Raw genomic sequence first — 26,751 nt, 5'->3', positions numbered from 1 at the left:
TTACATCTCCAATAAAGGTGAAAAATCATCAAAATCGTCTTCTTCCTCTGTCAAACCTTCTGAATTCCGTAAACTTGGCGGGTAAACTATGCCATCAATGCGCCGCAGGGGATCGAGAAATGCACCGTAAAGTTCTTGATATATTTCTCGAATCACTGGATCGGGATGCTTGACGCATTCTTCTAAAATAATTCGCATCTGAACTAGCATACTGTCCCGCCCGGAGTCAGGTTCATTTTTAGTAGATTTAATTGCCCAAGCTGCATCGACAAAGTAAACTTGTACCGGACACCCATTTCGCATCCCGCGCCCAATTGTTTGCAAAATCCCAACCATCTGATTGGCCGTAAACGGTTTAAATAAATCTTCACCCAAACGGCTAGCCATGAGAGGTTCGCGTAACAGCCGATTAGCCGTTTTCCAGAGTTGTTTTCGGGACTGTTTCCAAGTATTATAAATTGCTGGCAAGTCTTCTGATTCAGTAAAAACTCGACTGTCAAATTCTTGGGTAGCTTTTCCGGCTAGACTGTACAAAAGTTGCGTATCGTCAGTCGTGGGATGGGGACGGGTGAGGAAATAAATTGTACCAATGGCTGCATCGAGTTGCCTATCTCCTTTGGTAAAAACAATATTCACGCCTCTACCAATTGCCAACATCGGAAAAATGATAATATCGCAAGTTTCATCATCTCCTAAAGCCTCGCACTGAGCCGTGGTAACGAAATCTGTGGGTTGCTCTCCGTTTTTGAGAAAATTAACAACTGCTTTGGTTTTTTTGCCGATTTCTGGATGGTAATCGTTGATAAAATTCTTAACGTTCCGAGCTTGTTCGTAGCTGTTAACAATTAAGGCAGCTTTGCGGTAAATACCATGTTGCACGTCAAAGTTGAGGATGGATTTGTAAATTTCAGATTTCTTGGTTCCTCCTTGCACCAGCGCGTCTACCATTTTTTTAAAATTACGATCGCGCAATTCGCCTGCACCGCTATATCGGAGAGGTTCATCGCGCGATTCGCGATCGGGCAGCCATTTGAAGCGGTAAAAGCTCTTTTTGGGTTCGTGTTCTGTTTGCCGCGGTTTCAGCAGATAATCCGGCCCAGAGTTAATGTGATAAGCAGGACTTGCTTCGAGAAATGAGGTAGCTGAAGTCATTAAAACTGCCGGCGCTGTCAGTTCGCCATCTGCCTCAAATAACTGATGAAAACGGTGCATTAACATCCGAGGCGCGCCCACAAAAATAATATAAGACAGTTCCACATTTCGGGCTTGAGAGCGAGTAGTTTGTGCCGATTCACAACTGTATTTCACGCCCGAAAAAGACCCCAAAATATTCTCAGGAATCAGTTGTCGCAGTTCGGGTGTTGCCGTTGATTCGACAATCGGTTCCCGAAGCAGTCCTTCTGCTACCATTGTTCTAGTTTGCGGTACGATACGCTGATAGCCTAAAATCACAAAAGTAACGCAAACAAGTAAGGTAATCGTATCCTGAGCTTCGCCTGATGCAGTGGCATCCTTAAAACACAAAGGCAAAAACAATTCGGCAATTTCTTTGACTATTTTATCGCGCCGTTCGATCAGATTCTCCGCTAAATAACGACGAAAATAAAGAATTTGAGTTTCCCATTGCTGTTTGAGCGTGTCGCAGTTTATTCCCAGCCTTTGAGCGCACAGATCCATGTTTAGCCGATCGTGCGGTTCAATGCCCGTGCGATCGTAAAAAGCATGGTAAGCAGCCGTTTCCCAGAATTCTTTCAAGGCTCGACTTTTGCTAAATCCCTGTTTGACTTCCTCTTCGTCAAGGCGATCGCGTTTAGAAGTTTTCTCATAGCCATCCAACAAATCGCTGACTATTCTCAGAACGGTTAATAACTGATTCTCATAGCGTTTGCCGACTGGCGATAAGGGCATATTTTGAACGGCAGTAATTAACGATGTGTTGTGATTGCCAAATTCTGCTAGGTCGCGGCTATAAAGTTCTACATCTCGATCGAACAATCGATAATTTTCGCCACGAGCAAAACGATTGTGAATTTGTTCTTGAATGACTAAATGGATAGAATCTGCCGCACCTGAAAGTTTTAAAGTTGCTGCACCGTAAGCATCCAGATTTGATTGCACCATATCTGCTTCGTCAAAAACTACGACATCGAATGTCCGGGCAATCAATTCAAAATAACGAATGCGTTCGCGAATAGCATGAGGTGGAACTTCAGTATCCATTGAAAGAACGTGGCCGACCCAAATATCGGCATCTAGCAAATCGCGGGGTGCTTTGTGGCGGCCGCACATCGTCCAAACCGGACAAAGATACTTTTTCATTTGCCCTTTTTTGCCCGCGCTTTGTAAAATTTCGTTGCAGGGTGCATAACCAAATCCCCACATCGAAGTATCAGCAGTAGAAAACGCAGGTAAAACGCAATTTAAGCCAAAAACTTCTGCCTGTTCCAAACTATAGCCAAAGCCGCCATTTCCTCCTGATGCTGCGATCGCATCGGCAATATTGTTAGCGTGTCGGCGGCGAGTTCCATCGCTTTGACCGACTAGCATTCCCACTTTAATTTCATGAAATGCAAGTTCTGCCATGTACTGTCTGGCAACTTCAATGGAGGGAAACACAAACATCGCTTTATAACCGTGTTTTCCCAACCAGACAGCTATCAATACGAGCAAAGTTGTTTTGCCCGATCCTGGCAGTCCAATTAAATGCTTGATGCCTGCTAATTCGATGACTGTTTCTTCTCGCAAGCCCTTGCCAATTTCTGGCACTTGAAGCGCAAAATGTTGAAACCGTTTTACCCAGTTACCCTGTCTTTTTTCAGGGTGATTTGCTTCGCGTTCATCCATCTCAACTGCTAACTCGTACAGTTCCGAAAGGGGAATGCGGATTTTTGCTTTCGGCAAGCGATCGAGGGAATGGGTGCGGCGCGGCGCAAGTGGGGCTGCGATCGGCCCAATTGGCACTCTCGCGGCTGTTGTTTCTTCACCTAAAGCAACGGCCATTTGCTGGCGGGGATCGGCAAAGGTGGCGCTGTAAAATTGGTGTGCCAAAGGCTGGCCCAGAATTTGACGGGCTTGGGCAATTAAAGGGTCTTCTAGGGGGTCTGTGCGTTCAAAATGAAGTGTTTCTAAGTTAATTTTATAGGTTCCTTGAGTTTTGTTGCGGTAGTGGCGATCGTTATAAATAGCAACTGCGTGTTTCACTGACTGTTCTGTCACGTAAGCCAGCGACATCAGGCGCATATTGAAAATGGCTTGGCGGGCTTTTGCCAACGCGGGTGCATTGATGATACTCGCCATTCCCGATATCGTTAAAGGGGCATATTCTAGGGAATTAGTCTCAATAAATTCTGCCATCAAGACACACAGCCAGCAAATGCGATCTATTCCCGTCCAGAAATCTGGTTTAATTCTCATATTTGATTGTCTTTAACAACTGTATGACTTGTGAAACAGACAGAATTTCGAGAGTAGCAGGATCGCCTTTTTTATCGATCGCTGACTGAAAAGTAGAGAGGTAATCTGGCCGCTCCTCAATTAATTGGTCGCTGACGGCAATAATGCGGCGGCGGTAGTGAATCAGCCCTCCGATGCCAGTGCGGTTGAGGCGCAAAGCAAGGGAGACAGGACTGGTGTATGACTTAGCATCAATGCCGATATTGCGACCGTTAATTGCTACGTCGCACAGGTCTGATTCTGGGTAAAGTTCGGCATCTAGTCCGTTTTTTATGGCTGCATCAAAAATTGCTAATTCGTCGATCGCCGGCCCAGTCCAATAGGTTAAAATTTGCGGTTGGGCAATCAGCAATCGGTCTTGGTTTGGGTCTAATTTCTCCGAAACTTTGGCTTTTGAGGAGTTGTGACCGAGGCATTGGCGAATCGGACATCGCCCATCGGAAAAAAGTTCTTTATTGGGATAGGGGCGCATCAGCGTACCGCAATACGCGCAGCGATGAGCGTTTCCGTCAATTAACCAGACATCCGGCACGCTATCAAAAAAGGTGTCAACAATCATTCCCTGTAAAGGTGTTAAATCGTTGTCACGTAAATACTCTAAGAGTTGGTGTTCTCCGATGAGCGATCGGCTGCCAAATAGCGATCGCAAAGCCGTATAAGCTTTGTGCTGGCGGCGAATTCCCAATCGTTCAGTTGCGTCGCGCAACCGTTGGTACAGGCGGTGTTCGATGATATTATCTTCGCCAAAAGTACCTTTACTGTTGGCAATTACTGCACAATCTTGGGTTGGTACTCGCAAGTCTGGATCGATGAGAATTACTTTACCAGAGTCAAAATCGGCGTGACAAAAAATATCTAATTCCCACTTATTGAGGGGATATCTAGCACGTTCCAAAACCGTATGCACGCAAGCCGCGCGATCGCTTTGTCCAGATTCGATATATAGCCTGCCTAACTTGCACATAGCCCGATAAAGTTCCGATGGCATACTATCATCGTCTTGGCGAACGATGTCTCGATTGAGAATTCTTGTGTACTGTCGCAGAATTCCCTGGGCTAGCAATATAACAGTATCTTCAGCGAGATCGATCGTGCTGGCGTGTCCTGTAGGTAATGGCAATGTCGTTGTTTGCATTTGTGGCAACCAGGTTGGGTCTTGACCATCAGTCTCGGCAAGAATTTGTTGCTCCAATGTTGCGTCGGGGAATGAGGGTAAAACTTGAGCGATCGCGGCCAGTGTCCAGCCTTTCTTGAGCAAAAGTGCTGTTGCCAGTCCTTCTAAAATCTGCCGAAACCGAAATTCTTGACCTTTCGGCTGTGACAGGAGTTGCTTGGATCTCCACGATCGCACAGTTCGTAAGGCTGGTGGTTCCACAGATAGCCCAAGCTGCTCAATCCGTCGTTTTAGTTCTTTTGTCAGAAACTCAGCAGTTCCCTGCCACTGGCGATCGTCTTCAAAGTACATAGATGTATAAAACCAACCTATTTACATTGTATAATGATTACATTAAACGATGTAAATAAAGGATGTCAAGAGAAACTACTCAAAATACTTGTGGCTCAAGGTAGTCATTTACCTGTGAATATCTTGCTGGATCAAGCTTTCAGTCTAATTAGAGTCAGGTAAAAACTTAGCTGAGTCCACTCTTGGATCGCAAAATCTTGCTCCCACTGCCAGTCAGTCGGTTAACCTATGGCAAATTTTCTACCTCTGGCCCAACTGCCCACCGTTTTTGGTGAATTCAACTATAATTCAAAATACACTTGAGTCCAGCCCGCACCTTCCCCGGAATATTCTAACTGTGTTTACCACCGCACCTGCTCCGAACTTTACTCAAACCCGACTGCCCGACGACTTGTTTGCAGCCATTAACGCCCTCAAACAAGAATTAAACGCCGTCATTCTCGCCCACTATTACCAAGACTCCGAGATTCAAGACATCGCAGACTTCATTGGCGACTCCCTAGAACTTGCCCGCAAAGCCGCCAACACCAGCGCCGATGTCATAGTTTTTGCCGGAGTTCATTTCATGGCCGAAACCGCAAAAATTCTCAATCCCGACAAATTAGTATTGTTGCCAGACTTAAATGCTGGGTGTTCCCTCGCCGACAGTTGCCCTCCCGAAGCCTTTGCAGCTTTCAAAGCGGCTCGACCAGGACATTTGGTAATTTCATACATTAATTGTACCGCCGCAATTAAGGCAATGAGCGATATAATTTGCACCAGTTCTAACGCGGTTAAAATTGTCAACCAAATTCCCGAAAATCAGCCGATAATTTTTGGGCCCGATCGCAATCTCGGCCGCTACGTAATGGAACAGACAGGCAGAAACATGGAGATTTGGCAAGGAGCTTGCATCGTCCACGAAAACTTCTCAGAAAAAAAGATAGTTCAACTCAAAATCGAAAATCCCGAAGCCGAAATAATTGCCCACCCAGAATGCGAACCTCCCGTGCTGCGCCACGCTAATTACATAGGCTCCACCACTGCTTTGCTCAAATACTCTCAAGCTAGTTCCAGCCAAGCTTTTATTGTCGCGACTGAACCGGGAATCATTCACCAAATGCAAAAGCAAGCTCCGCATAAACGCTTTATTCCCGCTCCTTCAACCAATAATAACTGCGCTTGCAACGAATGCCCGCACATGAGATTAAATACCTTGGAAAAATTGTATCTAGCTATGAAAAATCAAACCCCTGAAATTACCATGCCCCTAGATATTCAACTAGCAGCTTTGCAGCCCATCCAGCGAATGCTAGAAATGAGCTAACCGCTGGCTATTTTTAAGTAAATTTATTGTGTGGTGGGTTGGGCGCGGCGATTAAATTAAGTCATTGCCTAACCCACCAACTCGGCAATTCGTGAAGCAGTGGTTAACTCTTTGTCTTCCTCTGCAGTTCATTCCTTTAAAACTCATCAACAATAAATGATACCAGAAAAACTGATTGTTTTCACCCGCTATCCCGAACCGGGAACAACCAAAACTCGACTAATTCCGGTGCTGGGAAAAACAGGCGCTGCTAACCTTCACCGTTTGATGGCCCAACGGACGATCGCCTGCGCGCTCTCTCTCGAAAAAACCCGCCGATTATCGGTAGAAATTCACCGAGCCGGCGGCAGCAAACAACTGATGCAAGAGTGGCTGGGAAGTGATATTTCTTGTGAAAATCAAATAGACGGTGATTTGGGCGCCAGAATGACAGCAGCGTTTCAAAAGTCTTTTAATTCAGGGGTGGAGAAAACTGCAATTATCGGCACTGATTGTCCTGGTTTGAAAGCAGAAATCATGGCACAAGCTTTTGAGGAATTGAGCCAGCACGATTTAGTTTTGGGCCCGGCCAAAGACGGAGGTTATTATCTTATCGGGCTGCGGCGATCGATACCGGAATTGTTCGGTGGCATTCAGTGGGGAACCAGTGAAGTATTTGCTTGTACGCGGGCGATCGCCCAAAAGCTCGCTCTCAATATTGCTTATCTTCCCACTCTTGCAGATATCGATCGACCAGAAGACCTCCTCGGTTTAGATATTAATATGTTGAAATAACTAAACTCTATTTAATAAGTTTTAAGTATTAAAAATTGTCATATATAATTAGAGAAAACTACTTGATTGTGAAACCAGAAGGTCATAATATAGTAATTGTATTTGTCTAACCAAATGCTGAATCTCAGTAGCAGTTAGACAGCGCTTGGGACAATAGTCCCAGGCGCGAGAAAAAGCCAAAAATTCCCAACTAAATTAGCAACTAACAGCTCCGCTTTGTACAAAACCCGCCCCGCCAGATGAAAGCCCAATGTAGGCGCGGGCGAGGTGTAAAAAATGAGCAACTAATAGCTTGGTTTTTTACCAAACTCTCCCACCTTAAGGCAAAATGTAGGGGCGAGCCTGGGGTCAGAAATGGGCAAAATCAGCTTTGTACAAAACCCGCCCTCTCTCTCACGGGTTGCTTAAGTCTGTATGTCGCCAGAAAATCCCAATCTCAAAATTTCCATTATCATTCCAGTCTTAAACGAAGCACCTACAATAGCCTCAGTCATCTCCACCGCCCTTGAGGCCCAAAATGTCGAAATAATTGTCGCTGACGGTGGCAGCAGCGACGGTACTACAGATATAGCAAAATCTTTTGGCGTCCGAGTTATCTCCACCGCCCCAGGCCGCGCCACTCAAATGAATGCAGGTGCCGCCGCTGCTGCTGGAGATATCCTGCTGTTTCTCCACGCAGACACTCTGTTGCCTCGCGGGTACGACGATAGCGCGCGTCGGGTACTAGCTAACCCGTCTGCTGTAGCGGGGGCCTTTCAACTCCAGATTGACGCCCGCAGTCTCAGCCTCCGGCTGGTAGAAACAGGGGTAAAGTGGCGATCGAACTTTCTGCAACTGCCCTACGGCGATCAAGCCATTTTCCTCAACGCAGCTACTTTTGACCAAATCGGCGGTTTTCCCGACTTGCCCCTCATGGAAGACTTTGAATTCGTGCGCCGATTGAAAAAACAAGGTCGCATTGAAATAGTACCCCAGCCAGTGCTGACCTCCGCCCGTCGCTGGCAGCAGCTTGGGGTGATCCACACCACCGCCATTAATCAAATAGTAATCATCGCTTATTTCCTGGGAGTGTCGCCCGATCGACTCGCTTTCTGGTATAAGAGGCAAAAGAAAAATTCTTCCAAAAACTAAAGAATAGTGAACTTTTCTAAAGCTCGCTGCCAATTATGCAAATAGGAAACACGTCCCTGCGTAAAATATGACTTGAACGCCTCAACTTTTACGCACAGCGAGGAAAAAGAGAATATGGCCGATCCCAGAGATGCAGAGCTGATTAAACCCTTTAACGGCGACCCCTTCACGGGTCATCTCGCAACTCCCATCAGTGCTTCTGATTTCACAAAAGCATTCATTGGGAACTTGCCCGTCTACCGCAAAGGACTCTCGCCCCTAATTCGAGGCCTAGAAATTGGTTTGGCACACGGTTATTTCCTCGTCGGCCCCGAAATCGTCTTCGGACCCCTGCGGGATTATCCAGAAGCAGCTAATCTCGGAGGATTATATACAGCCCTCGTCTTAGTTCTGCTTGGCACACTAGGTATGTCTGCTTACGGTTTAGTCTCTTTCAAACAAGACAACACCAGCTACCCTAGCGCTAATCCCATGACCCCTGATGCCCTCAGAAATGCTGAAGGGTGGAGCCAGTTTACCGGTGGTTTCTTCATTGGTGGAATGGGTGGTGTCTTTGTTGCCTACTTCTTACTCGAAAACTTTAACGGCGTTGATGCCATTTTCCGGGGTTTAGTCAACAATTAGACTCGACTCCCACATATCCCTGTTGGAACACACTAACTTTAGTTTGGAGAATTTGATATGACAGGTTCCTACGCTGCCTCTTTCTTGCCTTGGATTTTGATTCCCCTAATTACCTGGGTGATGCCAGTTGTGGTAATGGGTTTGTTGTTTATCTACATTGAAAGCGACGCCTGATCCTTACCTCTAAAGTAAGACCTAAGTTGGAAAGCCGAAGTAATAAGACGATTGACGAACAATTGCTCTGACATTTCTAGATAAATCTAGGGAAAATTAGCAAAAATTGTTTTGAGATTGCTGGCTATCCGAAAACTTAGTTTCTTTACTCCCATCCCCAGAATTTATCTGTGGAGCAATCTTTCAGTTTTCTTCCTTCAAAACTCATAATTGCAAAAAAATCCTCCGCCTGCAGGCAGAGGATTTTTTTACAAAGAAGACAAATCATCCGCTCAGAGGACACAAATTGCCAAATTCTAAGCCACAATTGTTATGGAAACCTACTAATGAGGAGACAGCGATGCAATTTTTCCCCGCACGCCGCATCTTAGCTCCATTCCTGATCTCGGTACTGCTGCTGGTGACCGCCTGCGGCCAAACCCAAGCCCCATCACGCTGGGACAAAGCCCAGGAGGAAAGCACCCAAAAAGCTGGTAAAGCACAGCAGACAACTGCTGACAAATCAACTGCTAGTAATCAAAACCTGCCCAAAAAGGCAGTTGCAGGCGGTAAGTTAAATAAATACTTCCCGTCTTCTGGGAGTGGATTCGATCGCGTTTTTGCTCAAGAAAAATCCGGTTTTGCTGAAGCTAAGTTGAACAAAGACGGTAAAAATGTCGCGGTTCTCTCAATTAACGACATCGCCGGCAACCCCAGCGCAGGTGCAAAATTCCAGCAAAGTACCAAGAAAATAGGCGGCTATCCCGCAGTTAATCAAGGTGCTAATATCACTGCTGTTTTAGTGGCAAATCGCTATCAGGTGAAAGTTCAATCCCGGACTTCCTCTTTTACCGCTAGCGATAGGGAAGCTTGGCTGTCAAAATTTAACCTGGGCGGCCTCGCCCGCCTCAAGTAGCAATGTCTTTTTTCCAACTCCGCGCCCGACTCAAGTCTGGCGCTATCAGAACTAAGTCTGCCACCATGAGACTGTGAAGTTTTGCAATCTGCCAAAAGTAATACCTTTGATTTTCGTTTCAGCATAAGGAGTTTTTTGTGAGCAAAACAGTCTTTGAATTAGTCGATCAACTGCCTCAAGACAACATGACTGTCAAAGCCCTGCGAGCGCTTGACTTTGTGGTTCCCGGCGAGTGGAACAATTTAGTTGGCTTTGAAAATACCATTCGCACCGTTACTGGCGAAACTGACGAAGAACTGATCCAGCAAATTGGCGAGCGCGCCATCTACCTGTACAACGATAAATCTGAGGGCTACCAGCGCGCTCTCTGGCTCTACCAAACTATTGACAATGCCGACAAGGCTTTGGGTACTGCCGCCCTCGCTAACAAAGTCTCCCAAAATGTGCCGTTTTTGTCCCTTCTGGGCAATCTCACTCCCAAGCCGGAAAAAGCTCAAACGATCGACCTTTCTCTGAAGTTAGTCACTGAGTTGCTCGCTTTTTGCCAAATCAACGGTATTCCCGGCGACAGCATCGGCGATTTTGCCGCTTCCTTGGGCGACTACGGCGGCGAATCCCTGATGCGGATGGCTGCTTTGGTTTGCTTTGATGGTTTGATTCCCCTGGGCCCAGACTTTATCATGGCAACTCAGTCTTGGATTCAGAGACTCTCCCCGAACGATTTGCAAGATAATTCGGTCTTTCAGTCGATCGGGGGCATGATTCCTGGGGGCTCTCCCGCAGGTCAACTCGGCTTTATCGGCGAAAGCTTTAACTCGGTTTCTGGCTGGATGAGCTCTTTTGTGAGCGATCGAGGTTTGACTCCCCAAAACGTACTCGGCCACTTGCAGAATTTTGTAGACATTTCTGCCGACAAGGTGGACTACGTGGGCGCATTCCTCGATATCACTACCAACTACTACGAACACACTGGTGTTCAAACTCTCGCCCGCCGCTTGATTGAACGAGCTGTCGCTGAGATTTAGAATAACCAAAGGAGTTGTGATCTTGGCGGACGATCGCCCTGTGAGAGTGTTTTGAGTTCAAATTTTTTTGACTAGCCATTCTCTCAGGTTGGTTTTCGATAAAATGTGTGCCCTCAAGAAAGTCGATCGCCCGCTTGCTCAACTCCCAACTCCTTACCCAATCACTTTTACCAGGAAGCGTTAATGTCAGAAGAACCGAAAAATCCTACCGCTGGCGAATCCGAAACTCCCAGTGCTGCGATCGATCACGCCCCAAGTTCCGACGAACCAGACACAAGCGACTTACCCAGCACTGACAAGCCTCCAGCGGCTGCTAAAAAGCCCCCAGCCAAGGCCGAAGGCGACAAGCCCCCAGCTAAAGCTAAGAAGGAAAAAGCACCTGCTGTTGAAGACAAGCCCTTTGCGGAATTTATTCAACAAGATTATTTGCCCGCTTTGCAAACTGCTTTGACTAAGCAGGGCGTTAAGGATTTAGAGGTGAGTTTGGCAAAGCAAAAACTCCCAGTTGCTGGCATGAGTTCCGCCGGAGATTGCTGGCAGGTAATTGGCAAATTCCAAGAAGGTCAGCGCCAATTTAACCTGTATTTTCCTCAAGAAAATATTCAAAGTCAAAGGGCGTTTTCCTGCGCTGAAAATAATACCAAAACCAGCACTTTAGAGCCTTTTTTGATAGATGAGCGTAAGGTAACACTAGACCTCATGGTGTTTGGGGTCGTCCAGCGGCTTAACGCTCAAAAATGGCTAAATCTTAATTAACCTGAGTTCGGGATAAGAAGAGGAGGAGCCGTGTAAGCTGAAATACAGCGTATTCGAGGTTTGTGAATTGTAGGGACACGGCAGTGTCCATTGGTGTCAACTTAAGCCTGAAAGCCCGCCAAGTTCGTCTGTGGGCCCGGAGTCCGCCAGGGGTTGAAACCCCTGTCTAATAGCTAAAGTCCTCTCAAAGAGGACTAATGAGTTGAAAATTCTTCTCTTCAGTCCTCTTTTAGAGGACTTTAGCTTTGAGGCGGGGGTTTCAACCCCCGCCGGACTATGGGTTTGACCTTAAGTTGACACTCCTTGGGATCTTGGAGTATCCCTACGGGGAAGCTCACGATAGGCGGGTGTACTTCATAAATGTGGAATCTGCTGTAAATGTAAATGGAAAGCAATAGCCATAGAACTCAAAAAATCAGGTCATCTTCTCAATCAGTGGCGGCATCAATCCTGTGGGATGAAACTGAAGATAAAAATACAATTTTTTGGGAAGAATGGCAGGCGCATCAAGATTATCTTTCCCATTGCAGTTTCAAGTGGATGAACTCAAACCCACTCGATGCCGAAGAAGTATTGAGTCAGGCAATGCTTAAAGCCTGGACAGAATGGCAAAACTATGGAAGTCAAATTAAATATCCTAAAGCTTGGTTAACTAAAATTCTCTATAACTTCTGCATAGATTTGCATCGAAAACGGAAACGAGATGCACTAATAATTGAAAACATAGACGAGATTAAATTTGAAGATTATCCAGCACTTTATTCTAACTTAGGATTTACTGAACCTAATATTATGAACCTAGAATTGGAGGCATATATCCACCACCAAATTGACTCCTTGCCTCCCAGAATCCGCGATACTTTTGTCTTATACCACTACCAAAATAAATCTTATCAAGATATTGCCAAGCTATTTCTATGCTCTGAAGAAAACGTCCGCAAATGCGTGAGCAAAGCCGGACGTTTTCTGCGAAGGCATTTAACCAAATATCTGGCCGGTGAAGATGATACTCCTCTAAATTCTTCCTCGCCCGCCTTAAAGTTGGTAATTCCTTTGCCAGAAAAGTCTCAACCCCAATGCAATTGGGAATCACTAATTCCCCCAAAAAGCCAGGATGAAGAAATTAGCTATCAAGTCACCGTACTATGTCTGGAAACTTTACCCCATCATTCCTACCTCTCTACTACTGTTCCAGTCTGGAGATGAAAGTGCGTTGAGTCAGCCGTTGTTTATCCCGCCTTTGGGGAAGTTGAGAGGATATTGCAGCGGCTCAACGCTAAGAGGAGCAAGGGTTATAGGGGTTGAGGGGGGATTTTGGGGGAGAAAATTTGCTCGTAACTCGAAAAATTCCCAAATTAGGGTGGGAAAACGTCTAACTAATAAATAAGCGGTCAGATAAAACCGCTTAGAGTCCAGGCATTAGTTACATCTTTCTTAACAAAAAATGAGTACATCCCACAAAATCCAGATCGCACTCGTGGCAAGTCTCCTGTGGTCATCTACATCCATAAGCAGTTTTGCTGCTACCAACTCGATTACCTCTGAAAAGTTTCAGTCAGACACGGTAAAACTTCCTGTTGAAAGTCTTCCATCTAGGCAGTTAAATTTAACACCAGATACTTATTTAATTGCTGGTCAGTTCAGGGATATGCTGAGTAAAGTACCTGGGGGATATGCCACGTTCAAAGCATTTGACGAGATATGGAAGGATCCAGCAGACAGGAAGAAAAGATTATTTGATTACTGCAACACTCAAAAAGTGTTATCAGTTAAGCTATGTTTTAGAATGCTAACAGTTTGGGCAGACGATACATGGGAATCTGCCAACCGTAAGGACTCCGATGAGCTAAACAATATATTTGATGAAGCAAGAAAATTACCATGAGCTAAACAATATATTTAGAGAAGCAATAAAACTACCAACTTAGTGCTGCTCCATTTCAGTGTTCAAAAACTTGAAGAAAAAGCGATCTTGCCCACTCGACGAAGGGCGCGATCGCTTTTTTTCGGAGTGCGTAGGCAACGCCCCTCGTAGATATCGCTTTTTGTTTACGAGAGAGCCATTGATTGAGGCGATCGCATTGATTTTCCTTGATAATAATTAATCTTTTATAGCTTGTTTAGTTTGAGTAACTAAGACATAATCTGATCAACGTAAGTTATTCTATTTCCCCTTATATATAGCCAGTCTAAATTATGTCTGGACACTTTGCCACATCATTGGTGCAGTTCTGCCCATCCTCTGGGCTAGAGATGAATGTTCACTTTTTCTTAGAAGAAAAGCCAATTAGACAAGAGCAGAAATTGAACACTTTAAGTAAGTATGTTCAGAAATATCCCCAAGGATGGAAAAAAAGATTAGAACTAGCTAATTTGCTTTACCAGATGGGAGACTGGCAGCAAGCGGTTGCCGAATATCATCAAGTGATTGAGCGACAAGCGCAATTAATGGGTGTGCGGCTGCAACTAGGGAAACTATTGCAGCTAATGAAACGAGAAAAAGAGGCAATAGAAGTCTATGAAAAAGCCTTGTCGTGGTACGAAAACGAAGCGACTCAGCATCATATCAAGGGATTGATTGCAGTTTGTCGGGGTGAGAGTGACCAAGCAATTATTGCCTTTAATTTAGCAACTCATTTAGAACCTGAAAAAGTCGTTCACCGGCTGGCTTTGGCACAGGTGCATCAGCAGATAGAAAATCATCTTGGCGTGCTCAGTGCTGTAGAGCCAATTTTGGCAATCAACCCAGATGATGTTGTGGCGTTGATTTACAGCCATGATGCGAATCTGGCGGTGGGGGATATGAGCGCCGCAACAGAGCAGTTGAGTAAGCTTATAGCTCTATTTCCGAATGATTTTAGGGTACTGCAACGACAAATTGAGCAACGTCTTCAGATGAGATTAGTTTCTGGTGAAGAGGGGAAACTGACGAAAAAGATGATTACCTCTTTACTGCTACAAACTCCTCATGGGGCTGAGGCTCACAATTCTCTGGGCTATTATCACATTTTCCGGGGAGATTGGCGGCAAGGTGTGGAGGTGTTAGCAGAGTTTACCGCCCAACACCCCAATCATCCTTATGGTTGGTATTACTATGGCCGGTGCTTATACGACACGAGAGACTATCAAAAAGCAGCACAGATGATGGCGAATGCTTATCAACTGTATCCCCATAATTGTGCAATTTATCAGGTCTTGTGTGAAATTTTACTGGCTGCCAAACGCTGGGAAGAATTGCGTTTTGTGGCAGAACAGATGCTGAAACGATTTCCTGAACGTTGGAGTGTTTGGGCGACTGCGGGGCGGGTGTTGGTGGAACACTTCAAAGAGATTGAACGAGGATGTAGTGTTTCTGAGCAGGGCACAAAACTTCAGCCGCAGTTAGTTGATACTTGGTTTCGTCATGGGCGGGTGTTGGCTTTGGCGCTTAAACATCAAGAAGCGGTGGAGGCGTTGGAGAAAGGATGGAAGTTGTTACCAGCGGGAATTTCTCTGCAATTCGTGCCGACGGCGTTGTGGCTGGCGGAGAGTTACCAGGTGCTGGGGGATGTTGGGGCTAGTCAGCGCTGGTGGAAAGTTGCCGGTGAGGGATGTCAGGAATTGAGAGCGTTTAACGGGGCTATGGCTGACTACTGGTTAGGGAGAGCCTTGGTGGGGTTGAAAGATCAGTTGGGGGCGATACAGGCTTATGAAAGTGCTTTGAGTCAGCAGTTGTTGTATCCAGCGCGTGGGGAAGTTGAGAAAAGTTTGCTGCGGTTGAAAGGTAAGAAGGGGAAGGGTTCTAGGGGTTGAGGGGGGATTTTTGGGGGAGAAAATTTCCTCGTAACTCGAAAAATTACTAAATTGGGATCGGGAAACGTCTAATAGATGTGGGAAAAAAAACACCACTAATCAACGTAAATTGTCACAAAAAAGGTATTGTCGTATGACTATTGTCAAAAAACTAGGAGTGGTTTTAATCACTACTGTTGGAATTTCTTTTGGTGTCGTTGGTACAGCCTTAGCAGAGATGGTCATCAAAGCAGATAAGATTCTCGTTCCTAATGATAGAGATCTTAAATTTATACCAAGCCATAGGGGAGGGAACACGATTTGCTTCCAGACAACTGATAAATTAAGTGGTTGGATGATGATTATATCAGGAATGAACAAACCAGACTTACTAAAAGCTACCCCCACGGAACAATGTATATCCAAATCCTCAAATAGGATGCCTATATTGATAGTTGGTGCTTTCAGAGATTTACCTGATGAGAGTAAATCCATTCGTGTATATGTGAAAGAGTGACCATAAAGAATTACGTCAGGAAGCGCACAGCTAAAAACATAGTGCGATCGCCGAGCTTGTAGGGTGCGTTAATGAAATGTAACGCACCATTCGTATCATTAAACTCGATGGGTTACGCTGTCGCCAACCCACCCTACGTTTTAGTGCGATCGCTTTTTTGTCGAGAGAATAGCGATCGCATTCTAATCATTGAACTGGTATAAAATCATAAGGAGACAAAACTATGTGTACGCGAATACTATGGACAGGAAAGGTTGGTGACAAATCTTCTTCAGTCTGCGGTCGTAATATGGACTGGGGTTTTGATATGGAAGAAAAGCTCTGGGTCTTTCCTGCTCGACTAAAACGGAAAAGTGATGTCAAGGGCAAATTTATAGGGTGGGTCTCAAAATATGGCAGCATTGCTGCTTCTGTGTACGATCAGGCTACAAGTGACGGAATGAATGAAAAGGGATTAGCAATTCATGCTAATTGGCTTACTGAAAGTTATTATGGGGAGCGTGATGAAAGCAAACCAGGCCTTGATGGCAATCGAGGACTGCAATATTTCCTTGATAACTTTGCCACCGTTAGGGAAGTTGTTGAACACTTGGAAAAAAATAAAGATCTGCAATTTGTCCCAACCAAGATAAAAAAGGGAAATGGGGAAGACAAAGTCCAATGCCACCTGGCGATGGAAGATGCTCAGGGTGAGTCGGTCATTATCGAGTATCTTAAAAATGGAGATAGTGTAGAAAGAAACATCTACTACAGTGGCGACATTCTTAATTATTCGATGCAGTACAATGTCCTGACTAACTCTCCTCCCTTCAAAGAACAGCTTTTAAATCTCCAGAAGTACGAAGGGTTTGGTGGTGAGCTAGACTTGCCTGGTACTACTGATGCTGCTGACCGTTTTGTTCGTGGTGTCTTTTATTTAAAGAGTCTCCCTGAGCCAGCAAACCAACGGGAAGCGATCGCTGGGGTTTTAAGTGTGATGCGTTCTACCGCACAACCGTTTCGAGTACCAGACTCCGGTGCTTATGCCTCATCAACCCGATGGCGTACAGTCGCTGCTCTCACAGAAAAACTCTATCTGTACGAATCATCCCTTTATCCAACTCTGATCTGGCTTGATGCCAAGAAGTTAGACTTCAAAGAAGGCAGTGGTGTTCGTGTCTTCGATATGGCCAAGAATCGGGAAGCGATCGGTGATGTATCCGAGAAATTGACACCTGCCGAAGATCTGTTTGGGAACAACGTATCCACTGATAGCTTGCACCTCTATGTACGCACCCATATAAGCTAATCGTCATTCATTTTTATAGTGCGCTCGCTTGCTCTTGTAGGGTGCGTTAGCTGTCTTCGTAACGCACCTTCTCAATTGTCGGTGCGATGTCTACGAAGCCCTCTCGCTGGAGAGCGATCGCACTTCTTAGTGATTGCACACAGGCGATCGCAAAAGCGTAGCATCCCCATGTAAAGCTGCTAGAACCGTAAGCGAATTGCGACGTTTAACGAACAATGACATACTTATGTATTTTCCCACTCATCTACTTAATTGCTAATTGCTGATGCCGATAAGATTGTTTTTCGGAGATGCCCAATGCCCCATGCCCAATGACTATTGACTATTGACTGCTGACTAATGACCGATTTTCTTCGGATTTTGTCAAAAAATTGCGAGCTTGCATAATCCCATGAAGGTTAACATCTGTTTCTAACAAACAAGCATGACCGCTGTTAGCCAGCAGCACCATTTCAGCATTGGGAATTACCTTGACTAAAAGCTTCGCTTCTACTAGAGAAGGCAGCAGCCGATCGGCACCGCTAGCAATTACTAGCGTCGGCTGTTTGATGCCGCGCAACTGATTTTCGTCAACATTAAACGATCGCACTAAGGCCAATCTCCACACAGACGTGTTTTGCGGTACCGCTTGCATCGCTTCTAGCAAAGCGCGGCGATCGTCGCGCCCAATCTTTCCTAATGATGCTAATATCGGCAATAAACCGATTACCGACAGCGGATAAAGGTTGGCCGGCAGCCACTGAGTCAGATACGAGCCCCACTGCACCCAAGGCTGCTGTCGAAACGAAGAAGCTGGATTGACTAAAATTAATCGATCGCACAATTGAGGAGCTTCTAAAACAGTTTTCATCGCTAAACAGCCCCCAAATGACTCGCCGCAGAGATAAACCGGCCGCTTCGGCTTTCCGGCTTGCTTTTCTGCTTCAATTAAGGCAATTGTTTCGCTAACCAGTACCTCCCAACTAGCCATGTCGTCAGCCGGTACCGTTAAGCAGCGAATGTCGAAATCATTTGCTAATTTAGAAATTTGCGGCCGCAGTAGCAAACCGCTGCCATCCATACCGGGCAGAAATACAAATAAAGGGCGATCGGGTTTCGGCGGTTTGGGGGTTAGGAAACGAATCTTGTTGTTAGCATTTGCCATGATTCAAGTCAAGCGATTTTAGATTTTAGATTTTAGATTTTAGATTGGAAATCTGACACCAGCCCACAGTCAACAGTCAACAGTCAACAAACTTACAAACAATTTCGTTGGAGTAATTCGGCAATTTCTCCCTGACAGTGGTTTGTGAGTTCAGCCACAACTGCTTTGGCTTTTTTGCCTCGATATTGCTGCTGTCTCTCGACAGTAATCCAGTAAGGCTGGCCGATTAAAACATTAACTCGCTGATAAATTATCACAGGATGCCACCCAGATCGATCGAACAGCGGTTCCGAAGGATCAAACAAACTCAACAACTTGAGCGGTACACCCGATCGTATTGACTGTTCCTCAAAGGAACTAATCGCCACCGGCAAAACTGCCAAATCCCGCACCGGCGCCCGCAAAGCCAAATGAGCAAATCCCCGCTGAAACTTCCCCACAGTATTCGGGCCAGTCAGCTTCACCATCGGTTCTGCACCCTCTGGAAACACCCCCACCATCTCCCCGCCTTGCAGTAGCGCTGTTGCTTGAGAGAAAAAATGCTGCTGTCGGTGTTCTGGTGCTTCCAAGGGGAAAGCGCCGAAAGTCGTGACCACTTCCCTCATCACCGGAACTTGACCCATGTAATGATGACAAGCAAAGCGGATCGATCGACCCAAAGCCGCCGTCAGCAGCACAGGATCTAAGAAACTGCGGTGATTGCTCACCACCAGCACCGGACTCTCTTGGGGAATCCGGTCTTCGCGGTACATAAACATCTGCGTTCCCAAACCAGCCAGGAAACAGCGCGAAATCAGCAATTTGCTCTCTGAAGACATGGGCGAAAAGACAGGTGCGACGCTATAAAGGTTGATTCCATTTCCACGCAGCTTAACATTTCTTTACCAAGTCGGGGCTCCCTCAAAAAGTAGACTTTCCCCTTGTGCCTTTGTTTCGTAAGCTGTTGGACATTTAAACTGTGAACTAAAATTTGATAAAGTTCTTGTGGGGAGTAGGGGTTGGGCTTATAGCCCGCACAAAAAATACGATTTAGATTCAGAACAGCTTAGTCCTGGACGCAGGGGTTGCCAGAAACCGGGTTTTTTGCGAAAAGACGCGTTACAGCCCGCCAAAACAGTAAAAAACCCGGTTTCTTTGTCGGAGTGCGTAAGTCTTGTTTCGGCCAAATTTCCCAGTCAGAAACAAAAATTCATAAAGTGTTGTTGCAAACTTCTATAAAAATGTTTAAAACAGCCCTAAAACCAGGTTGCGGCAGCTAAACTTAGAAATTTACAGTGGGCATTGACGCACTGTCAAAGTATTTTTGGACAAGTCGTAATAGCAATCTCGCGAGGCATCAAATGAATAACATCCAAAACTATCGCCTTAGATGTACGCTCACCTTTGGCGACATTTACGGTCAAATCATTGTTTGGCTGATAGTCATCTTCCTAAGTCTAGCGTCGGCACTCGCCTTGTGGAGTAGCGCCCGCCAAATCTTCGCCTTGGCTACCGTCGGCTTGATTTTAGTGCTGTCTCTGCCCTTCTTGCTGTTTGCTTTCGTTACAACTCTGCTAAATAACATTGAAGTGCTTGCTGTAGAACCCGGTACGGAAACTCAACCTTCTGCAACGGGAAATCAGTCCAATCAGCAGCCTGTCGAAAGCGCCGGCTAGTCCAATGTGAAATTTTAACTTTTGATTTCCCATTCAAATCAAAAGTTAAAAAACTTCCTGCTCTTTTGGTAGGAAGTTTTTTTTTGCGTCACGATAAGTTGAGCAGAACACTCAAAATAATTCAAAAAGATGCTAGAACACGACGTAATCATTGTAGGCGGCGGTTTAGCAGGTTGCCGCGCCGCAGTAGAAATTGCCCGGACTGACCCCAGTTTAAAGGTAGCTGTCGTCGCCAAAACTCACCCGATTCGATCGCACTCCGTCGCAGCCCAAGGTGGGATGGCCTCCAGCCTCCAAAATGTCGATCCCGAAGACAGTTGGAAAGCCCACGCCTTCGACACAGTAAAAGGTTCAGACTATTTAGCCGACCAAGACGCGGTAGAAATCCTCACCCGCGAAGCCCCCGGTGTAGTCATAGATTTAGAACACATGGGAGTCCTCTTTTCCCGCCTCCCAGACGGCAGAATTGCCCAGCGCGCTTTCGGCGGACATTCCCACCGCCGCACCTGCTACGCCGCCGACAAAACCGGTCACGCCATCCTCCACGAATTAGTCAACAATCTGCGCCGCTGCGGAGTTCACATCTATCAGGAGTGGTATGTCACGCGCCTGATTTTGGAAGAAGGCCAAGCCAAGGGGGTAGTTATGTATAGCCTGCTAGACGGTCAAATTGAGGTCGTGCGCGCTAAGGCGGTGATGTTTGCTACGGGGGGTTACGGCCGAGTTTACAATACCACGTCGAACGATTACGCCTCGACGGGAGACGGTTTGGCGATGACGGCTTTAGCTGGATTGCCGCTGGAAGATATGGAATTTGTACAGTTTCACCCGACGGGTTTGTATCCCGTGGGAGTGTTGATTTCCGAGGCTGTGCGGGGCGAAGGCGCTTATTTGATTAATTCAGAGGGCGATCGATTTATGGCGAATTATGCCCCGTCGCGGATGGAATTAGCGCCTAGGGATATCACTTCGCGGTCAATTTCCATAGAAATTCGCGCCGGCCGAGGAATTAATGTTGATGGTAGTGCCGGCGGCCCCTTTATCTACCTAGATTTGCGGCACATGGGACGCGAAAAAATTATGAGCAAAATTCCTTTTGCTTGGGAAGAAGCCCACCGTTTGTTAGGAATTGATGCCGTAAATCAGCCGATGCCCGTGCGCCCTACCGTCCACTATTCAATGGGGGGAATTCCTACTAATGTTAGCGGGCAAGTTCGCAGCAGTCCTGATAGTTTAGTAGACGGTTTCTTTGCAGCCGGGGAAGCAGCTTGCGTGTCGGTTCACGGCGCTAACCGTTTGGGCAGCAATTCGCTGTTGGAATGCGTCGTTTACGGCAAAGTTACTGGCGCGACCATAGCACAATTCGTACAAAATCGCAAGTTACCTACCGTAGACGAACAGCGTTATATTACGGAAGCAAAAGAGCAAATTCAGGCACTTGTAGAGCGTCCCGGAAAATACCGCATCAATCAAATCCGGCAGCAGTATCAAGATACTATGACTGAGTATTGTGGCGTATTTCGTAGCGCCGAATTGATGCAGGAAGGTTTAAACAAATTGGAGGATTTAGAGCGACAATATGAGGAGGTTTACTTAGACGATAAAGGCAAGTTGTGGAATACGGAAATTGTGGAAGCTTTGGAGTTGCGGAGTTTGATAATTGTCGGAAAAATGATTTTAACTTCTGCTTTGAATCGGCAGGAAAGTCGGGGAGCTCATTCGCGGGAAGATTTTACTGAGCGCGATGATGGGAATTTTTTGAAGCATACGCTGGCTTATTATTCGCCTGCGGGGATTGATTTGGCTTATATGCCGGTGGCGATTACGATGTTTGAGCCGCAGGAGAGGAAGTATTAATTTGTAGGTGGGCAATGCCAGCCCTATTAAGGTGGTGAAGAAATCCCTCAAACGCTTGAAATTGCGTAGCGGGCGATCGTTAAATCTGATTCTTTTAAAAGGCGATCGGTAATAAACCAGGTTTATTGCCGATCGCCACCGCCTAGAATGACGCAAATCAGTCGTTAGCGCAGCCCTCGAAGAGGATCGCACCTTGACTGGGCTGGCTGGCAATGCGTACCTTACCAATTGAGAGGAAATTCGGCAATCTTTAGTCTCTTCTACCACTTTTAGTTATCTTGCGCTATAATTATGTCAGATACGACATATTTGTAAACTTTATGACTAGACTACTTAATTTATGGAATCCCAAGGCGAGAACAAAGATGTTGTTTGGCTCATCAGAGGCTCCGTAAAAACTCCCCCTTTTTCCGCCTCAGCGCGAATTGAGGCAGGGATTTTATTAAGGATGTTACAAAATGGAGAAATTTTAGCCATGCCTGTCTCTCGGCCTATGCCAAGCATCAGCCCTCACTGCCACGAATTGCGGATCGATGATAGTGAAGCCGGTAAACAGTGGCGAATTATTTACCGGATTGACTCAGATGCTATTGTCATTGCAGAGGTGTTTCAAAAAATTACCCAGAAAACGCCTAAGCGCGCGATCGAAAACAGTCAAAAACGACTGAGATTGTACGATCAAAGCTCAGGAGAAACCTAGTTATTTCAGGACTTCCTTTAGGGTGGGCAATGCCCACCTTACAAATTGAGAGACAATTCACCATTCACAATCCTTGCTCTGTGCAATTCATATAATTTAAAAAAGAGGTAATAATTACAATGGATGCCATTAAACGTCAACGTTTAGAAGCAGCAGGTTGGCGGGTGGGAGATGCCGCAGACTTTCTAGAACTTTCAGCCGAAGAAATTGCTTTTCTTGAGATGAAGCTGTCTCTAATTAAACGCTTGAAGCAGCTTCGCCTTAGTCAAAATCTTTCTCAAGAAAGTTTGGCTAAGAAAATTAAATCTAGTCAGTCACGGGTAGCTAAAATAGAAGCTGGCGATCCGTCTGTTTCTCTTGATTTGATGGTAAGGACAATGCTAGCGCTGGGAGCAACTCGCGAGGATGTGGCACTTGCTATTACTTCTTCCAAAAGCTGAGAAGCAGACAGTTGAAATTTGAGAATCTTCGAGAATTTGAAGTTAACTTTATCCCGATAAAACTATCTCAGCCGTGATAATTGTGGCTAACTTCCTCCACAGATAAAATTAACGCCTCCGCCACTTGTTCGACACTCAAACCCATTCCCAACAATCGGGGAATAGCATCCCTTCTTGGGCAGTTCGCACCTTACTAATTGACAACTACAGGTTCGCCAAGCATAGATATGCTCAACCATATTTTGCTAGCTGTCAAAGCCGAACGTTTTTCAAACAGTCCTGGACGCACTCGGACAAAAGAAACCGGGTTTTTTACCTTGGGTGCGGGCTGCAACGAAGTATTTTTGTAAAAAAACCCGGTTTCTGGGTTCCATGCGTCCAGGACTATCAGAAATAAAAATTGCAACCAATACCAGAGGTAAGCAAAAGCACCTCCTTGGGACGGAGATCCGTCGCCAGAAGATTATTCTTATCAACACGATGGACAACCTATCTCGTGGTCAGAAGAGTAAACACAATCTACTGAATTTGCTGTTTATTCAACTCTGGGGGATGACTGCAAACTTGGCAGTGTTATACTGCTTTTATCCGGTATCATACAGTTAAATATAATATATGAGCCAAACAACACAGACATCTCAATTCCAGCAAGCTCTTGAAGCTGTAGAAGTTTTATCATTAGAAGATCAAGCCCTGCTTCTAGATATTCTTCAGAATCGTCTGCGACAACAGCGACGAAATGAATTACTCAAGGAAGTGGCAGAAGTTCGTCAAGAGTATGCTGAGGGCAATGTTAAATTTGGGTCGGTAGCCGATTTTATGGCGGAGTTGGATGATTGATGAAAATTGGTTGGACTCCCAAATCTATTCGTACTTTCAAAAAGTTAGTTCGTAAAAATCCTCAGCTTCGCCTTTTAATTGAAGCTACGCTTGAACTTTTGTCTGAAGACTGCTTTAACCCCAGCTTGCGAACTCACAAACTGACAGGAGATTTATCGGGTATCTGGTCGTGTTCAATAGATTATGATTATCGGATTTTATTTGAGTTTGTGACTGATCCAGAAGATGAGGAGGAAGCTATTTTATTGCTCAAAATGGGTTCTCATGATGAAGTCTATTAAGACCGATCGCCCTTTTGCCCAATTCTCTCTGACTATCTCACTCTCCAGCATTCTCCGTCACTTCCTCCACGGATAAACTTAACGCCTCCGCCACTTGTTCGGCACTCAATCCCATTCCCAACAAGCGGGGAATTGCATCCCTTCTTGCCTGAAATTCAGCTTGTCGTGCTTGTTCTGCACTCTCGGCCCTTTCCCGCTGTTGTTCCCCTCGCAATCTCTCTAATTCTGCTCTTTCATCGCCAATCAACAGCAAATTACCTTCCTCGTCCCACCACCGCAGCCACAGCATACTTTGATTTTGATAAATGCCTTGCCAAAGTCCCAATGCTATCCCTAAAGATGCAATGGGAAAATGACCGCGTTGATTGAGTTCTAACAGTTGATAATACCCCTCCATCAACCGATAAACTTCTAATCGACCGCTGTTAATTTCATAGATGCCGTAATAGGGAATTCGCATCACCCGCTCGTAAACCCAAAACTTTCCAGGTTTAGTGACTAGCCCTTCATCGGTGCGAGATAAAGGAGTACGTGAAGCGAAGCTATCCCGAAGGGAATCGCGCTCTTCATCCCCGTTCCCGCTAGCAAATTCCAAAGCAATTAATGGTGCTATGTGTTCTCGCCACAGCACGTAGGAACGGCGAATTTGACCGTCTAAATTAGGAGGTACATTGGGAACATAAAACCAATCAGGAGCTTCTGCACCTTTTTCCGGCGGCTCGGTTTCGCGCCAGTAAATGCCGCAGTCTTGACCGATCGCATATTGTCCGTCAGGATGCCGTGCCTGCATAATTGGCCAGATCGAATCTGTTAAAATTAAACTTTGCGGATGCTCCTGAAAATTTTTAACAAAAATACCGTCGGAGTCTGGTAATTGAGTGTGGTCTGGAAAAGCAGGAGGTAGAACAACGCGGTCAACGCTTTGGGTCATAATTCCCTCCGAGGTCTTACCTAATTGGTAATTAGTAATTGGTAATCGGTAACAGGACGCTCCGCGCGAGGACTGAGAAACCCGGTTTATTTATGTATCTGTCGTTGTTCAACCAAGATTTATCTTAGAAACCGGATTTCTTTTCGTAAGTCCTGCGTAATTAGGAATAAAGCGAGTAGTTTTGAGTTTAAATTATTAAGTTTTTAACTTAATAATTTTTCACTGACAACTCAAAACTCTTTTACTTCAAACTTTCCTTAAGGTTTCGGTAGCGCACCTTCTGGACTAGGAGAAGCAGCCGGTTCGGGAGTCGTCGTAGCCGCAGGAGAAGGCGAAGGAGCGCCACTAGCTAACTGATTAATTTGGTCTTTATAGTTAGGAGGAGCTAACTCAGTAGCTCGATCGAACAGCGTTTTTGCCTCATCTGTTTTGCCCTGTTCCTTGAGCACGATCGCCTTTCCTAAAGTCGGGCGAAAATCTTTGGGATTAGCCTTAGCAGATTCGTCGTAAATTGCGATCGCCTCCTCGTAGCGCTTCTGCACAGCATAAACCTGCCCCAAAATCAACTGCACTGAAGTTACATCAACACTTTCCGGTTTCGCCAGATTTGCAGCCGGAGCCGCCTTCAGCGTATCTTGCAGCAATCCGATCGCAGCTTCGGGCCGCTGCTGCACCAGCAGCAAATTCACCAACCCCTGCAAAGCCTTAATTTCCCCAGGCTTAGACGCTAAAATTGACCTGTAAGCTTGAGCAGCCCCTTCGCGATCGCCCGTGCGTTCCTTAGCCTGAGCCAGCAAAATTCCGTATTCAGTAGTCTCGGGATTCAGTGAAGCCAACTTTTCCAAAGGAGCGATCGCATCCTTAATGTCGCCCACTCCTTGGCCGATCAACTCCAGCCGCACCTGCAACAATCCCCGCAAAGCCGTTACGTTGTCAGGTTCCCGCTGCAAAACCAATTCGTACCCCCTAGCCTGAGCTTGCAGCAACTCTGATTGCTTCTCCCCAGACTGCGCCGTCTGAGTAGGTGTTGGAGTTGACGTACTTTGGGCTTGGCTGGCCTTGAGAATACTGTCCAAAATGGGAACTAGAGAAAATCCCAAAAAAGCGATGAGCGACAGCACCACCACCACAGTAATCAACCCACGACGCTTATTTGCTTTTTCCATAATTCAACTATCCCAGCTTAAAATCTACTATTTTCTAAGAATTAACGCCTCGCCCGGGGGCGTGGGCCATTTAACTAGATCCATGCAACCATAAAAGTTCTTAACTTCAAAGTCCGAACGGACAAAGCAGCCTTTTACTTGCAGCTAATATGGTAACAGACCCACAACTCCATGCTAGCTAAACAATTTTGGACACTCAGACCCGCAGCCCCAAGGACTGCGGTGTCTGTCCAATTTAGTCTGGTCAAGCTAAAAATTACCGAAAATATGGCGGATCAGGCCGTTAGGTAATTGGATTAAGTAAAATAGGCAAGCTGAATATCCTAAATGCTATTAGCCAGCAACTCCAGATCAGCGCGATCGGCGATCGATCGGTCAGCAACTCCCAAAGTCCTTATTCGCAAGGATTTTAGCAGCCAGCGAACCGATCGGCATTCGTAGCGTTGAAAGTTGGCGTTGACGGGTCACAACCAGACCTCCGGGCGCAAGCCCCAAGTCAGGTGCTAGTAGTTTTTAAAGCAGTTTCTTCAGTTTATTCCTAATTTCCCTTAAGGGATG

The 26,751-nt window shown here is 45.9% G+C and carries 26 protein-coding genes and 1 pseudogene; 20 read left to right on the top strand and 7 right to left on the bottom strand.

Going from position 1 to position 26,751, the window contains the following annotated elements:
- Both QT987_RS17185 and QT987_RS17180 read right to left on the bottom strand, forming a co-directional pair.
- Entirely contained in the window at positions 1–3,414 is a 3,414-nt protein-coding gene (locus tag QT987_RS17185; RefSeq protein ID WP_333242046.1) for a pPIWI_RE_Z domain-containing protein, read from the bottom strand.
- The gene (locus QT987_RS17180; protein WP_333242044.1) at positions 3,404–4,918 is read right to left on the bottom strand and encodes a restriction endonuclease-related protein; all 1,515 of its coding nucleotides are present in this window, start codon (positions 4,916–4,918) and stop codon (positions 3,404–3,406) included. The genes QT987_RS17185 and QT987_RS17180 overlap by 11 nt, the downstream gene beginning before the upstream one ends.
- Before the next feature lie 337 nt (positions 4,919–5,255).
- On the opposite strand from QT987_RS17180, the gene nadA reads away from it, so the two are divergent.
- From nadA to QT987_RS17115, 13 genes are all read left to right on the top strand, one after another.
- Positions 5,256–6,224, top strand: a complete 969-nt coding sequence (gene nadA, locus QT987_RS17175; protein ID WP_333242042.1) for a quinolinate synthase NadA — start codon at positions 5,256–5,258, stop codon at positions 6,222–6,224.
- A 156-nt stretch (positions 6,225–6,380) separates the two neighbouring features.
- Positions 6,381–6,998 carry a TIGR04282 family arsenosugar biosynthesis glycosyltransferase gene (locus tag QT987_RS17170; protein WP_333242040.1) on the top strand — a complete coding sequence of 206 codons (618 nt, stop codon included), beginning with the start codon at positions 6,381–6,383 and terminating at the stop codon, positions 6,996–6,998.
- A gap of 414 nt (positions 6,999–7,412) precedes the next feature.
- Complete coding sequence (locus QT987_RS17165) at positions 7,413–8,129, top strand: TIGR04283 family arsenosugar biosynthesis glycosyltransferase (RefSeq protein WP_333242038.1); 717 nt, start codon at positions 7,413–7,415, stop codon at positions 8,127–8,129.
- Between the two features lie 114 nt (positions 8,130–8,243).
- A complete protein-coding gene (locus tag QT987_RS17160) occupies positions 8,244–8,753 on the top strand; it encodes a photosystem I reaction center protein subunit XI (protein ID WP_333081456.1) in 510 nt (169 codons plus the stop codon).
- 57 nt (positions 8,754–8,810) lie between these two features.
- Entirely contained in the window at positions 8,811–8,927 is a 117-nt protein-coding gene (locus QT987_RS17155; protein ID WP_333042098.1) for a photosystem I reaction center subunit VIII, read from the top strand.
- Positions 8,928–9,267: 340 nt separating this feature from the next.
- Positions 9,268–9,822: a hypothetical protein gene (locus QT987_RS17150; protein ID WP_333242052.1), complete on the top strand. Its 555-nt coding sequence runs from the start codon at positions 9,268–9,270 to the stop codon at positions 9,820–9,822.
- Positions 9,823–9,959: 137 nt separating this feature from the next.
- Entirely contained in the window at positions 9,960–10,847 is an 888-nt protein-coding gene (locus QT987_RS17145; RefSeq protein WP_333242036.1) for a hypothetical protein, read from the top strand.
- A 183-nt stretch (positions 10,848–11,030) separates the two neighbouring features.
- Positions 11,031–11,603, top strand: a complete 573-nt coding sequence (locus QT987_RS17140; RefSeq protein WP_333212670.1) for a DUF2996 domain-containing protein — start codon at positions 11,031–11,033, stop codon at positions 11,601–11,603.
- 384 nt (positions 11,604–11,987) lie between these two features.
- On the top strand, positions 11,988–12,809 hold the full coding sequence (locus tag QT987_RS17135) for an RNA polymerase sigma factor (RefSeq protein ID WP_333242034.1): 822 nt from the start codon (positions 11,988–11,990) through the stop codon (positions 12,807–12,809).
- A gap of 271 nt (positions 12,810–13,080) precedes the next feature.
- The gene (locus QT987_RS17130) at positions 13,081–13,488 is read left to right on the top strand and encodes a hypothetical protein (protein ID WP_333242032.1); all 408 of its coding nucleotides are present in this window, start codon (positions 13,081–13,083) and stop codon (positions 13,486–13,488) included.
- Positions 13,489–13,799: 311 nt separating this feature from the next.
- Positions 13,800–15,395 carry a tetratricopeptide repeat protein gene (locus tag QT987_RS17125; RefSeq protein WP_333242030.1) on the top strand — a complete coding sequence of 532 codons (1,596 nt, stop codon included), beginning with the start codon at positions 13,800–13,802 and terminating at the stop codon, positions 15,393–15,395.
- 133 nt (positions 15,396–15,528) lie between these two features.
- Positions 15,529–15,891, top strand: a complete 363-nt coding sequence (locus QT987_RS17120; protein WP_333242029.1) for a hypothetical protein — start codon at positions 15,529–15,531, stop codon at positions 15,889–15,891.
- 223 nt (positions 15,892–16,114) lie between these two features.
- Positions 16,115–17,179 (top strand): linear amide C-N hydrolase, encoded by a 1,065-nt coding sequence (locus tag QT987_RS17115; protein ID WP_333242027.1) that lies wholly within the window; start codon positions 16,115–16,117, stop codon positions 17,177–17,179.
- A 322-nt stretch (positions 17,180–17,501) separates the two neighbouring features.
- Here the strand turns inward: QT987_RS17115 and QT987_RS17110 are convergent, their stop codons facing one another.
- On the bottom strand, positions 17,502–18,323 hold the full coding sequence (locus QT987_RS17110) for an alpha/beta hydrolase (protein ID WP_333242025.1): 822 nt from the start codon (positions 18,321–18,323) through the stop codon (positions 17,502–17,504).
- 92 nt (positions 18,324–18,415) lie between these two features.
- The gene (locus QT987_RS17105) at positions 18,416–19,141 is read right to left on the bottom strand and encodes a lysophospholipid acyltransferase family protein (RefSeq protein WP_333242023.1); all 726 of its coding nucleotides are present in this window, start codon (positions 19,139–19,141) and stop codon (positions 18,416–18,418) included.
- A 522-nt stretch (positions 19,142–19,663) separates the two neighbouring features.
- On the opposite strand from QT987_RS17105, the gene QT987_RS17100 reads away from it, so the two are divergent.
- The 4 genes from QT987_RS17100 to QT987_RS17085 all read left to right on the top strand — a co-directional run bounded on the left by QT987_RS17100 (position 19,664) and on the right by QT987_RS17085 (position 22,975).
- Positions 19,664–19,978 carry a hypothetical protein gene (locus QT987_RS17100; protein WP_333242021.1) on the top strand — a complete coding sequence of 105 codons (315 nt, stop codon included), beginning with the start codon at positions 19,664–19,666 and terminating at the stop codon, positions 19,976–19,978.
- A gap of 129 nt (positions 19,979–20,107) precedes the next feature.
- Positions 20,108–21,835: a succinate dehydrogenase/fumarate reductase flavoprotein subunit gene (locus QT987_RS17095; RefSeq protein ID WP_333242019.1), complete on the top strand. Its 1,728-nt coding sequence runs from the start codon at positions 20,108–20,110 to the stop codon at positions 21,833–21,835.
- 340 nt (positions 21,836–22,175) lie between these two features.
- Positions 22,176–22,535, top strand: coding sequence for a type II toxin-antitoxin system RelE/ParE family toxin (locus QT987_RS17090; RefSeq protein ID WP_333242017.1), 360 nt, complete (start codon positions 22,176–22,178; stop codon positions 22,533–22,535).
- A gap of 119 nt (positions 22,536–22,654) precedes the next feature.
- Positions 22,655–22,975: a helix-turn-helix transcriptional regulator gene (locus QT987_RS17085; RefSeq protein WP_333242015.1), complete on the top strand. Its 321-nt coding sequence runs from the start codon at positions 22,655–22,657 to the stop codon at positions 22,973–22,975.
- A gap of 67 nt (positions 22,976–23,042) precedes the next feature.
- Here QT987_RS17085 and QT987_RS17080 read toward each other — a convergent pair.
- A pseudogene (locus QT987_RS17080) lies at positions 23,043–23,150 on the bottom strand (Uma2 family endonuclease); the annotation flags it as partial.
- Between the two features lie 22 nt (positions 23,151–23,172).
- Here QT987_RS17080 and QT987_RS17075 point away from each other — a divergent pair.
- From QT987_RS17075 to QT987_RS17065, 3 genes are all read left to right on the top strand, one after another.
- Positions 23,173–23,325, top strand: coding sequence for a hypothetical protein (locus tag QT987_RS17075; RefSeq protein ID WP_333242013.1), 153 nt, complete (start codon positions 23,173–23,175; stop codon positions 23,323–23,325).
- A 265-nt stretch (positions 23,326–23,590) separates the two neighbouring features.
- Positions 23,591–23,815, top strand: coding sequence for a hypothetical protein (locus QT987_RS17070; protein ID WP_333242011.1), 225 nt, complete (start codon positions 23,591–23,593; stop codon positions 23,813–23,815).
- Positions 23,815–24,096 carry a type II toxin-antitoxin system RelE/ParE family toxin gene (locus QT987_RS17065; RefSeq protein WP_172191064.1) on the top strand — a complete coding sequence of 94 codons (282 nt, stop codon included), beginning with the start codon at positions 23,815–23,817 and terminating at the stop codon, positions 24,094–24,096. The genes QT987_RS17070 and QT987_RS17065 overlap by 1 nt, the downstream gene beginning before the upstream one ends.
- Positions 24,097–24,133: 37 nt before the next feature.
- Here QT987_RS17065 and QT987_RS17060 read toward each other — a convergent pair whose 3' ends face one another.
- Together QT987_RS17060 and QT987_RS17055 are read right to left on the bottom strand one after the other, a co-directional pair.
- Positions 24,134–25,027, bottom strand: coding sequence for a Uma2 family endonuclease (locus QT987_RS17060; protein ID WP_333242009.1), 894 nt, complete (start codon positions 25,025–25,027; stop codon positions 24,134–24,136).
- A 257-nt stretch (positions 25,028–25,284) separates the two neighbouring features.
- The gene (locus QT987_RS17055; protein ID WP_333242007.1) at positions 25,285–26,193 is read right to left on the bottom strand and encodes a tetratricopeptide repeat protein; all 909 of its coding nucleotides are present in this window, start codon (positions 26,191–26,193) and stop codon (positions 25,285–25,287) included.
- Positions 26,194–26,751: the final 558 nt, after the last annotated feature.

The sequence above is a fragment of the Microcoleus sp. SVA1B4 genome (assembly GCF_036700545.1).
Taxonomy (GTDB): domain Bacteria; phylum Cyanobacteriota; class Cyanobacteriia; order Cyanobacteriales; family Microcoleaceae; genus Microcoleus.
Note: the sequence above shows the minus strand (reverse complement) of the source record. Positions and strands in the feature narration are given on the sequence as shown.